Here is a 10178-nt window from a genome sequence, read left to right on the forward strand (position 1 = left end):
GTGGGGACGGCTGTGGCAAGGTAGGCCGGTGCGCGTAGCTGTGGTCGCCGGACCCGATCCCGGACATGCCTTCCCGGCCCTGGCGTTGTGCCTGAAGTTCCTGGCCGCGGGGGATGTCCCGACGCTGCTGACCGGGGTGGAATGGCTCGATACCGCGCGGGCTGCCGGTGTCGATGCGAGAGAACTTGCCGGCCTCGATCCGGCCGATGGTGACGACGATGCCGATGCCGGGGCCAAGATCCATCAGCGGGCCGGGCGCATGGCGCAGCTCAACGTGCCGGGGCTGCGTGAGCTGCACCCTGATCTCGTGGTCTCCGACGTGATCACCGCCTGCGGCGGGCTGGCCGCCGAACTGCTCGGGCTGCCGTGGGTCGAGCTCAGTCCGCACCCGCTGTACCTGCCGTCGAAGGGGCTGCCGCCGCTCGGCAGCGGGTTGGCCCCTGGTGTCGGCCTCCGGGGACGACTGCGAGACGGTGTGATGCGGGCGTTGACCGCACGGTCCGTGCGGGCGGGGCTGGCGGAGCGGGCAGCGGTGCGGGCCGCGATCGGCCTGCCTGCGCAGGACTCCGGGCCGTTGCGCCGGTTGATCGCCACCCTGCCGGCATTGGAGGTGCCTCGTCCGGATTGGCCGGCCGAGGCCGTGGTGGTGGGTCCGCTGCATTTCGAGCCGACCGACGTGGTGCTGACCGTGCCGCCAGGTTCGGGGCCGGTCGTGATGGTGGCGCCCTCCACCGCGACCACCGGGACGCAGGGGATGGCCGAACTGGTTCTCGAGTCGTTGCGCCCGGGTCAGACGCTGCCGGAAGGGGCCTGCGTGGTGGTGTCGCGACTGGGCGGGGCAGACGTGGAGGTGCCGCCGTGGGCGGCGGTGGGGCTCGGCCGCCAGGACGAGTTGTTGTCCCACGCCGATCTGGTGATCTGCGGTGGCGGGCACGGCCTGGTGTCCAAGGCGCTGCTGGCCGGAGTGCCGATGGTGGTGGTGCCGGGCGGCGGTGATCAGTGGGAGATCGCCAATCGTGTTGTGCGCCAAGGTAGTGCGCAGTTGGTGCGGCCGCTGACCGGAGAGGCGTTGACCACCGCGGTCGGCACTGTGCTCGGGTCTTCCTCCTACCGTGTTGCCGCGCAGCGCGCCGGCGCTTCGCTGGCCGAGGTGGCCGATCCGGTACGGGTGTGCCATGACGCCCTGGCAGGTACTGGGTAGGTTGAGCCCGTGCGGTTGACGGAATTCAATGAGCTCGTAGACGGCCAGTTCGGCGAGATGCGGGGCCGTTCGCTGCTCGTCGACCACGTGCTCGCTGCTCTCGACGGCCGCACGCCCGCACAGGCCATCGAGGACGGGGTGGAGCCGCGCAGTGTGTGGCGGGCGCTGTGCGCGGACTTCGACGTCCCACGCGAATTGTGGTGAATCCGCCCGGCTTCCCCTGACCGGAATTTCGGCGTATACCGGAGTCATGGGTCTCGGTGACCATCCGATGCGGACGCCTCTTTACGGTGTCCTGCTGGTGATCGCAGCAGTGCTGCTGTGCTGGTTGGTCGCGTCAACTCTGGCTGGATGGCAGGCCGCCCTCGGGTATTTCCTGGCCATTGCGGTTGGCGCATTCGGATTCGTCATGACGCTGCGGGATCTCGACAACTTTCCCAACTGGCGTCGCTGACCGGGATCATCCCCGGCGTGTCCTCTTGAATCGAACAGATGTTCGTCTAGTGTGGGCAGTGCCCGGCTGGAAAACCGAGGTTGTCGGTGGCTTGCTTTAGCGTCACGGCCAACCGATCGGAACACCGGTCAGCACGACTACTCGGAGAGGCACCATCATGGCGCAACAGGCCCCTGATCGCGAAAAAGCGCTCGAGCTGGCGATGGCCCAGATCGACAAGAACTTCGGTAAAGGCTCGGTGATGCGCCTCGGCGAGGAGGTGCGCCAGCCGATCTCGGTGATCCCCACTGGTTCGATCTCCCTGGACGTGGCCCTCGGCATCGGCGGCCTGCCGCGCGGCCGCGTGGTCGAGATCTACGGCCCGGAATCCTCGGGTAAGACCACTGTGGCGCTGCACGCGGTGGCCAATGCCCAGGCCGCCGGCGGCATCGCGGCGTTCATCGACGCCGAGCACGCCCTGGATCCCGAGTACGCCAAGAAGCTCGGTGTGGACACCGATTCATTGCTGGTGAGCCAGCCCGACACCGGTGAGCAGGCGCTGGAGATCGCCGACATGCTGGTGCGCTCGGGCGCCCTGGACATCCTGGTGATCGACTCGGTGGCGGCCCTGGTGCCCCGCGCCGAGATCGAAGGCGAGATGGGTGACAGCCACGTCGGTCTGCAGGCCCGCCTGATGAGCCAGGCGCTGCGTAAGATGACCGGTGCGCTGAGCAACTCGGGCACCACCGCGATCTTCATCAACCAGCTCCGCGAGAAGATCGGCGTGATGTTCGGCTCGCCCGAAACCACCACGGGTGGTAAGGCTTTGAAGTTCTACGCCTCGGTCCGTCTGGACGTCCGCCGTATCGAGACGCTCAAGGACGGTACCGATGCAGTCGGTAACCGGACCCGGGTCAAGGTTGTCAAGAACAAGGTCTCGCCGCCGTTCAAGCAGGCCGAGTTCGACATCCTGTACGGCCACGGCATCAGCCGCGAAGGCTCGCTCATCGACATGGGTGTCGAGCACGGTTTCATCCGCAAGTCCGGCTCCTGGTTCACCTATGAAGGTGAGCAGTTGGGCCAGGGCAAGGAGAACGCCCGCAAGTTCCTGTTGGAGAACGCCGATGCCGCCAACGAGATCGAGAAGAAGATCAAGGAAAAGCTCGGTATCGGTGCTGTCGTGACCGCCGAGGCGAAGGCTGATGACGTCCTTCCCGCCCCGGTTGACTTCTGAGTCGTCGGGTAAGCCCGAGGAAGGGCAGGCGCAGGACCCTCGCAAACGCGAGGAGCAGGCCAAGAACGTGTGCCTGCGCCTGCTCACCGTGCGGGCCCGTACCCGCGCCGAGCTGACCGAACAACTCACCAAACGGGGTTACGAAGAGGACCTCAGTGTCAAGGTGCTCAGCCGGCTCACCGAAGTCGGGCTGATCGATGACGAAGACTTCGCCGAGCAGTGGGTGCGGTCACGGCACGCCAATGCGGGAAAAGGCAAGCGTGCCTTGGCCGTCGAGCTTCGCAAGAAGGGCGTGGACAAGGAAGTCATCGACGCCGCGCTGGCTGAGCTGGATCCGGCGGCCGAACGGCAACGGGCCGAGCAGTTGGTTCGGGACAAGCTGCGTCGCGAGCGGCTCAATGACGATGACGGCGACGTGAAGGTGACGCGTCGGCTCGTCGGCATGTTGGCGCGACGCGGCTACAACCAGTCGATGGCCTTCGATGTCGTCAGCGCCGAGCTCGCCGGCGAACGGGAGCGCCGCCGGGTGTAGCGGCCGCATTGTGCCGCTACACCCGGATCAGTCCCGCTGGGTATGCAGCACCTGCGCGCCCGGGGCGCCTTCCTGTTCGACGGCCTCGGCCTCCATCGGGGCGGGGCCGCGGTCAGATTGGCGCAGCCGCCGTTCCAGCCAGGTCGCGAACCAGGACAGCGTGAAGTTCACCGTGATCATCAAGATGGCGATCACGATCAGTGCTGGGAGGTAGTTGCCGTATGCCGACCCGATGACGGTGCCCTGGCGCACCATCTCCACAAAAGTGATCTGATAGCCGATCGCGGTGTCTTTGAGTACCACCACCAGCTGGGACACCAGGACCGGCAGCATGGCGGTGATCGCCTGCGGTAGCAGGATCAACCGCATCGTCTGTCCCCAGGACATGCCGAGTGACGCGGCGGCCTCACGCTGACCGCGGGGCAGGGTGTTGATGCCGGCCCGTACGATCTCGGCGATCACGGCACCGTTGTAGAGCGTGAGCCCCGTGATGACACCGGCCAGCGCCAGCTGCTTGGACGGGAACACGTCGTACACGGCGAACAGGAAATACGCGAAGATCATCATGATCAGCACCGGAACCGCGCGGAAGAACTCCACGATTACCGCGCAGGCCCACCGAATCGGTGGAATCGGGGTCAGCCGCCCTACCCCGAGCAGCACACCCAGGATCAACGCCAACACGATGGAGATCGCCGCGGCGGTCAGCGTGCCCTGCACGCCGGGCAGCACGTAGGTCTGCCATAGGTCGGCCGTCAAGAACGGCTCCCACTTCTGGCTGGTGAGCTGCCCCTTGGCCGACATCCGCCAGACCACGAAACCCAGCAGGACCGCGGCGACGGCCACGGTCAGCGCGGTGAGAACACCATTGCGGATTCGGGCCCGTGGGCCGGGTGCGTCGAAGAGAACTGATCCGCTCACCGTGCCACCGCCAGTCTCTTACCCAACCATCCGAACACCAGCCCCAGTGGCAGGGTCAGGATCACGAATCCGGTCGCGAAGATGACGCCGACCGTCATCAGCGCAGCGGTGTTCTCGATCATCTCCTTCATCAACAGGGCGGCCTCGGCCACCCCGATCGCAGAGGCGATGGTGGTGTTCTTGGCCAATGCGATCAGCACCGATCCCAGTGGGATGATCACCGACCGAAAAGCCTGGGGCAGCAGGATGATCCGCAGATTCTGGCCGAAACTCAGGCCCAGTGAGCGGGCCGCCTCGGCCTGACCCAGCGGAACCGTGTTGACCCCCGACCGCACTGTCTCACACACGAAAGACGCGGTGTAGACGGTCAACCCGAGCACGGCCAGCCGAAAGTTGCTGTCCGCGATCGATGTCGGTGAATGCGGGTCGACCAGGGTGATGCCCAGCGTCTGGCCCACCCCGAATGAGCAGAACAGGATGATCAGCGTCAACGGTGTGTTGCGCACGATGTTCACGTACGTGGTGCCCAGCCAGTTCAGCACCGGCGTCGGTGCCAGCCGCATCGCGGCCAGCACCGTGCCCAGGATCAGCGCACCGATCGCGGAGTACACCGTCAGCTGGATCGTGGTCCAGAACGCCGCGAATATCTGGTCGCGGTGTGCGTCGAAAATCTCCACGGTCGGTGCGTTGTCTCCGGCTCAGTTCCGGTCGACGGCGGGCGGCGCCGGGGTCTGGATACCGGCCGGTCCGAGATTGCGCTCGAACGCTTCCTTCCAGGCGCCGCTGGACTCCATCTTCTCGATCGCGTCGTTGATCTTCTTGCGCAGTTCGGTGTCGCCCTTCTTCAGGCCGATGCCGTAACGCTCCTCGGAGAACGTGTCACCGACGATCTTGAAGGTGCCCGGGCTCTGCGCGGCGAAGCCGGCCAGGATCACCTCGTCGGTGGTCACCGCGTCGATGATGCCGTTCTTGAGCGCGTCGACGCACGCCGAATAGGTGTCGAACTGCTGCAACTGCACCTTCGGGTACTTGTCTTTGGTGTTCTGCGCCGGGGTGGAACCCGATACCGAGCACAGCTTCTTGTTGTTCTCCAGCGAGGCTGCTCCGGTGATGTCGGTGTTGTCGGCGCGGACCAGCAGGCTCTGCCCGGTCAGCAGGTACGGGCCGGCGAAGTCGACCTTCTCCTTGCGGGCATCGGTGATCGAGTAGGTCCCGACGATGTATTCGACCTGACCGTTCTGGATCAGCGTCTCGCGCTGCGGCGAGGGGGCTTCCTTCCATTCGATCTTGTCCTCGGGGTAGCCGAGTTCCTTGGCCACGTACTTGGCCACGTCGACGTCGAAACCGGACATGGTGCCGTCAGGCTTCTTCTGGCCGAGACCGGGCTGGTCGTACTTGGTGCCGATGACGATCTTGCTGGAGTCGCCACCGCCGCCACATGCGGTCGCGGCGAAGGGAAGTGCGATCGCGAGCGCGAGGGTACCGACCAACTTGAACGGCACGGAGTGCATGTTCGGGTTCCTTTCGGGAAAACGTCAGTGATGGAGGATCTTGCCGAGAAAATCTTTGGCGCGGTCGGATTTCGGGTTGTCGAAGAACTCGGCCGGTGGTGCGTCTTCGACGATGGCGCCATCGGCCATGAACACCACGCGGTCAGACGCCCGGCGGGCAAAGCCCATCTCGTGGGTGACCACCACCATCGTCATGCCCTCGCCGGCCAGCGAGGTCATCACGGCCAGGACCTCGTTGATCATCTCGGGATCCAGTGCGCTGGTGGGCTCATCGAACAGCATGACCTTCGGGTTCATCGCCAACGAGCGCGCGATGGCGACGCGTTGCTGCTGACCGCCCGACAGTTGAGCCGGGTACTTGTCGGCCTGGTTGGCCACCCCGACCCGGTCCAGCAGCGCCATCGCGCTCTCGCGGGCCTGCGCCTTGGTCTTCTTACGCACCTTCAACGGTGCGAGCGTGACGTTCTCCAGAATTGTCTTGTGCGCGAACAGGTTGAAGGACTGGAACACCATGCCGACATCCGAACGCAGTTGGGCCAACTTTCGGCCCTCGGCCGGCAATGCCTGACCGTCGATCGCGATGTGACCGGAGTCGATGGTCTCCAGCCTGTTGATGGTGCGGCACAACGTGGACTTGCCAGAACCCGACGGGCCGAGCACCACCACCACCTGGCCGCGGCCCACATCGAGGTTGATGTCGTTGAGTACGTGCAGGGGTCCGAAGTGCTTGTTGACTCCCGACAGTGAGATCATCGGCACATCTGGTGGCGCTGCGTCGTCGACCTGCGGCTGCTCGCCGGGGCTACCCATGGCAGGTGACCTTACCCAGGGAACGCCCGGCCTGCCCGGATCTCGTGAATCCGCCGCGTTAACGTTTCGGGCGGCTCCGTACCATTGGGGCCGTGACGACGATGGTGAACCGCGACGCGACCGGCGGCCCGGCCGACGACCGCTTGCGCGAGGAGTCGACGGCACACGAGACGGGCGCCGAACGCACCTATCAGGTCCGCACCTACGGCTGCCAGATGAACGTGCATGATTCCGAGCGGCTGTCCGGGCTGCTGGATGACGCCGGCTACCGGCGGGCTCCCGATGGCGCCGACGCCGACATCGTGGTGTTCAACACCTGTGCGGTGCGCGAGAACGCCGACAACAAGCTCTACGGCAATCTCAGCCACCTGGCCCCGCGCAAACAGGCCGATCCGAACATGCAGATCGCCGTCGGCGGGTGCCTCGCCCAGAAGGACCGCGATTCGGTCCTGCGCCGCGCCCCGTGGGTCGACGTGGTCTTCGGCACCCACAACATCGGGTCGCTGCCCACGCTGCTGGAGCGGGCCCGGCACAACCGCGTCGCCCAGGTCGAGATCGTCGAAGCCCTCCAGGAGTTTCCGTCCACCCTGCCCGCGACGCGGGAGTCCGCCTATGCGGCATGGGTGTCGATCTCGGTGGGTTGCAACAACACCTGCACGTTCTGCATCGTGCCGTCGCTGCGTGGCAAGGAGGTCGACCGCCGGCCCGGGGACATTCTGGCCGAAGTGCAGACCCTGGCCTCCCAGGGCGTGCTCGAGGTCACCCTGCTGGGCCAGAACGTCAATGCCTACGGCGTGTCTTTCGCAGCCGACGAGCGCTTGCGCGAGGACCCGACGAACTGGTCGGACGTGCCCCGCGACCGCAGCGCGTTCGCCAAACTGCTGCGCGCCTGCGGCGAGGTGGACGGACTGGAGCGGGTGCGGTTCACCTCACCGCACCCGGCCGAGTTCACCGACGACGTGATCGAGGCGATGGCACAGACCCCCAACGTCTGTCCGACACTGCACATGCCTCTGCAGTCCGGGTCGGACCGCATCCTTAAGGCGATGCGACGCTCGTACCGGGCCGAGCGCTACCTGGGCATCATCGACAAGGTCCGCGCCGCGATCCCGCACGCCGCGATCACCACCGACCTGATCGTCGGCTTCCCGGGCGAGACCGAGGAAGACTTCCAGGCCACGCTCGACGTCGTCGAGCGGTCGCGTTTCGCCACCGCGTTCACCTTCCAGTACTCCATCCGGCCCGGAACCCCGGCCGCCGAGATGCCCGACCAGTTGCCGAAAGCGGTTGTCACCGAACGCTATCAACGGCTGATCGAGCTGCAGGAGCGAATTTCCCTGGAGGAGAACCAGGCTCAGATCGGCCGGGCGGTGGAACTCTTGGTCGCCACGGGCGAGGGCCGCAAGGACGCCAGCACCGCCCGCATGTCGGGCCGGGCGCGTGACGGCAGACTGGTGCATTTCAGCCCCGGTGCCGAGGTGGAGCGGATCCGGCCCGGCGACATCGTCACGACGACCGTGACCGGTGCCGCGCCGCACCATCTGATCGCCGACGCTCCGTTGTCCACTCATCGGCGCACCCGCGCGGGTGACGCGCACGAGGCGGGGCAGTGCCCGCGTACCGGTGTCGGTCTCGGCTTGCCGAGGATCGGTGCGCCGGAAACCCTGCCGTCATCAGGAGGATGTGGCTGTTGAGCAACGAAAGCGACTTCGACCGGTTCAAGGACGACCTGGCCGCCGTCGAACGCAAGGTCACCCGCGAGTTCGACTCGGGGCCGCGGGCGATGGTCGTGGCGATCCTGGTGTTCGTCGTGCTGCTGTCGTTCGTGCTGCCGCACACGGGTGCGACCAAGGGGTTCGACGTCCTGGCCGGTGACGCCACGGCACTGAACGACGGCATCTCACTGCCGTCGCGGGTGTTCACCTGGCTGGCGCTGGTTTTCTCGGTCGGGTTCTCCACCCTGGCGCTGATCACTCGTCGCTGGGCCCTGGCCTGGACGGCTTTGGCCGGTTCGGCCGTGGCAAGTGCGCTCGGGATGCTTGCGGTGTGGTCGCGTCAGACCGCTGCGGGCCATCCCGGCCCCGGAATCGGGCTGATCATCGGGTGGCTGGCCGTGATCGTGCTGACCTTCCACTGGGCCCGCGTGGTGTGGTCGCGTACCGCACTGCAGTTGGCGGCCGAGGCCGACCGGCGCCGCGAAGCCGCGCAGCATCAGCATCGCAGCGTGCTCGGGATCCCTATGCCCGGCGACACCGAGGGCGACGTCACGAAGCCCGACACCGCCGGCGAGAAGCCGGACCAGCCGGATCAGACCTAGCTTCCCAGCCCTCAGGCTCTATTTGCGCCCTGCGAGCGTCGCGGCCGCGGCATCGGCCCACTGACGCCACTGTTCGGCACTCGCCCTGGCCTCGGCTGCGTCCTTGGCGCGGCCGGCGGCCTCGGCCTTCTCGGCCTGCTTCTCGAACTGCTCGGCACGTAAGCGGAACTGGTCGGCACGAGCCTGGGCCTCGGGATCGACACCGCCCGACGGGGCGTCCCGGACCTTCTTCTCCACGGCGCGCAGGCGTCGCTCCAGATCGGTGGCTCGCTCGCGGGGAACCTTGCCGATCGCGTCCCACTTGTCGCCGATCGTGCGCAATGCCGCGCGGGCCGCGTCCAGATCGGTCGTGTCGATCTTCTCCGCCTCGGCCAGCAGCGCTTCCTTGGCGGTGGCATTCGCCTTGAACTCGGCGTCACGTTCGGCGTGGGTGGCGTTTCGGGCCCCGAAGAAAGTGTCCTGAGCGGCCTTGAACCGGTGCCACAACGCGTCGTCGACGTCCTTGGCGGCACGCCCGGCGGCCTTCCACTGGGTCAGCAGGTCGCGGAAAGCGGCACCGGTGGCGCCCCAATCGGTCGAGCCGGACAATTGCTCGGCCTGCTCGCACAGCGCCTCTTTGACCTGGCGGGCGCCCACGCGGCCGCGGTCCAGTTCGGCGAAGTGCGAGCCGCGACGGCGATTGAACGTCTCCCGGGCCGACGAGTAGCGCTTCCACAGGGCATCGTCGAGCTTGCGGTCCAGCCCGGTGATGGTGCGCCACTCATCGAGGATCTCGCGCAGACGATCACCGGCGGCCTTCCACTGGGTGGCGTTGGCAGCCAGATCCTCGGCCTCGGCGGCGAGTGCCTCCTTGCGTGCGGTTTGGGTGGCGCGATGCTCGTCACGCTGGGCCCGCTCGGTCGCCGCAGCGGCGTCGGCGTGCTCCAGGATCGCGGCCAGGCGTGCGCTCAACGCATCAACGTCGCCCAGAACCGCTGCGGTGGGCAGACTTTCAGCCAGTGCAGCGGCCGCCGACTTGATCTTGCGGGCATCGCCGGTGCCGGAGGACAGCCGGTGTTCCAACAGGGCGACCTCGGTGTGCAGATCATCGAAGCGTCGACCGAAGTGCGCGTACGCCGATTCGTTGTCGCCGGCCTGCCACGAGCCGATGACACGCTCGCCGGATCCGGTGATCAACCACACCGTGCCGTCGGCATCCACCCGCCCGAATTCGTGTGGA

12 protein-coding genes are annotated in these 10178 nt (G+C 66.7%); 7 read left to right on the plus strand and 5 right to left on the minus strand.

All coding sequences use genetic code 11. The features are described from left to right. The first annotated feature begins 28 nt into the window (after nucleotides 1-28). The 5 genes from HBE63_RS08050 (at nucleotide 29) to recX (ending at nucleotide 3400) form a co-directional block, all read left to right on the plus strand. A complete protein-coding gene (locus HBE63_RS08050; protein ID WP_166904285.1) occupies nucleotides 29-1201 on the plus strand; it encodes a glycosyltransferase in 1173 nt (390 codons plus the stop codon). A gap of 9 nt (nucleotides 1202-1210) precedes the next feature. Further along, the gene (locus HBE63_RS08055) at nucleotides 1211-1405 is read left to right on the plus strand and encodes a DUF3046 domain-containing protein (RefSeq protein ID WP_166904286.1); all 195 of its coding nucleotides are present in this window, start codon (nucleotides 1211-1213) and stop codon (nucleotides 1403-1405) included. Between the two features lie 46 nt (nucleotides 1406-1451). Next, on the plus strand, nucleotides 1452-1655 hold the full coding sequence (locus HBE63_RS08060; protein WP_166904287.1) for a hypothetical protein: 204 nt from the start codon (nucleotides 1452-1454) through the stop codon (nucleotides 1653-1655). A gap of 157 nt (nucleotides 1656-1812) precedes the next feature. Beyond that, on the plus strand, nucleotides 1813-2868 hold the full coding sequence (gene recA / locus HBE63_RS08065; RefSeq protein WP_166904288.1) for a recombinase RecA: 1056 nt from the start codon (nucleotides 1813-1815) through the stop codon (nucleotides 2866-2868). Then, nucleotides 2837-3400, plus strand: a complete 564-nt coding sequence (recX, locus tag HBE63_RS08070; RefSeq protein ID WP_166904289.1) for a recombination regulator RecX — start codon at nucleotides 2837-2839, stop codon at nucleotides 3398-3400. The genes recA and recX overlap by 32 nt, the downstream gene beginning before the upstream one ends. Before the next feature lie 27 nt (nucleotides 3401-3427). Here recX and HBE63_RS08075 read toward each other — a convergent pair whose 3' ends face one another. From HBE63_RS08075 to HBE63_RS08090, 4 genes are read right to left on the minus strand one after another with little or no spacing between them, the layout of a single operon-like run. Then, complete coding sequence (locus HBE63_RS08075) at nucleotides 3428-4321, minus strand: amino acid ABC transporter permease (protein WP_166904290.1); 894 nt, start codon at nucleotides 4319-4321, stop codon at nucleotides 3428-3430. Further along, nucleotides 4318-4998 carry an amino acid ABC transporter permease gene (locus HBE63_RS08080; RefSeq protein ID WP_166904291.1) on the minus strand — a complete coding sequence of 227 codons (681 nt, stop codon included), beginning with the start codon at nucleotides 4996-4998 and terminating at the stop codon, nucleotides 4318-4320. The genes HBE63_RS08075 and HBE63_RS08080 overlap by 4 nt, the downstream gene beginning before the upstream one ends. A gap of 21 nt (nucleotides 4999-5019) precedes the next feature. Then, nucleotides 5020-5832: a glutamate ABC transporter substrate-binding protein gene (locus HBE63_RS08085; RefSeq protein ID WP_166904292.1), complete on the minus strand. Its 813-nt coding sequence runs from the start codon at nucleotides 5830-5832 to the stop codon at nucleotides 5020-5022. Nucleotides 5833-5856: 24 nt separating this feature from the next. Further along, a complete protein-coding gene (locus HBE63_RS08090) occupies nucleotides 5857-6585 on the minus strand; it encodes an amino acid ABC transporter ATP-binding protein (protein ID WP_166909530.1) in 729 nt (242 codons plus the stop codon). Between the two features lie 158 nt (nucleotides 6586-6743). Between HBE63_RS08090 and miaB the strand changes: the two genes are divergently transcribed. After that, nucleotides 6744-8336 (plus strand): tRNA (N6-isopentenyl adenosine(37)-C2)-methylthiotransferase MiaB, encoded by a 1593-nt coding sequence (gene miaB, locus HBE63_RS08095; protein ID WP_166909532.1) that lies wholly within the window; start codon nucleotides 6744-6746, stop codon nucleotides 8334-8336. Continuing rightward, nucleotides 8324-8959 carry a hypothetical protein gene (locus HBE63_RS08100; RefSeq protein ID WP_166904293.1) on the plus strand — a complete coding sequence of 212 codons (636 nt, stop codon included), beginning with the start codon at nucleotides 8324-8326 and terminating at the stop codon, nucleotides 8957-8959. The genes miaB and HBE63_RS08100 overlap by 13 nt, the downstream gene beginning before the upstream one ends. A gap of 18 nt (nucleotides 8960-8977) precedes the next feature. Here the strand turns inward: HBE63_RS08100 and HBE63_RS08105 are convergent. After that, the coding region (locus tag HBE63_RS08105) for a DUF349 domain-containing protein (protein WP_166904294.1) at nucleotides 8978-10178 on the minus strand (1201 nt) is incomplete at its 5' end.

The organism is Mycobacterium sp. DL440 (assembly GCF_011745145.1).
GTDB lineage: Bacteria > Actinomycetota > Actinomycetes > Mycobacteriales > Mycobacteriaceae > Mycobacterium.

Excerpts from the sequence above, each read along its gene's own strand:
- HBE63_RS08060 (WP_166904287.1), top strand. The coding sequence starts at position 1,452 with ATGGGTCTCGGTGACCATCCGATGCGGACGCCTCTTTACGGTGTCCTG.
- recA (WP_166904288.1), top strand. The coding sequence starts at position 1,813 with ATGGCGCAACAGGCCCCTGATCGCGAAAAAGCGCTCGAGCTGGCGATG.
- recX (WP_166904289.1), top strand. The coding sequence starts at position 2,837 with ATGACGTCCTTCCCGCCCCGGTTGACTTCTGAGTCGTCGGGTAAGCCC.
- HBE63_RS08085 (WP_166904292.1), bottom strand. The coding sequence starts at position 5,832 with ATGCACTCCGTGCCGTTCAAGTTGGTCGGTACCCTCGCGCTCGCGATC.
- HBE63_RS08090 (WP_166909530.1), bottom strand. The coding sequence starts at position 6,585 with ATGATCTCACTGTCGGGAGTCAACAAGCACTTCGGACCCCTGCACGTA.
- miaB (WP_166909532.1), top strand. The coding sequence starts at position 6,744 with ATGGTGAACCGCGACGCGACCGGCGGCCCGGCCGACGACCGCTTGCGC.
- HBE63_RS08100 (WP_166904293.1), top strand. The coding sequence starts at position 8,324 with ATGTGGCTGTTGAGCAACGAAAGCGACTTCGACCGGTTCAAGGACGAC.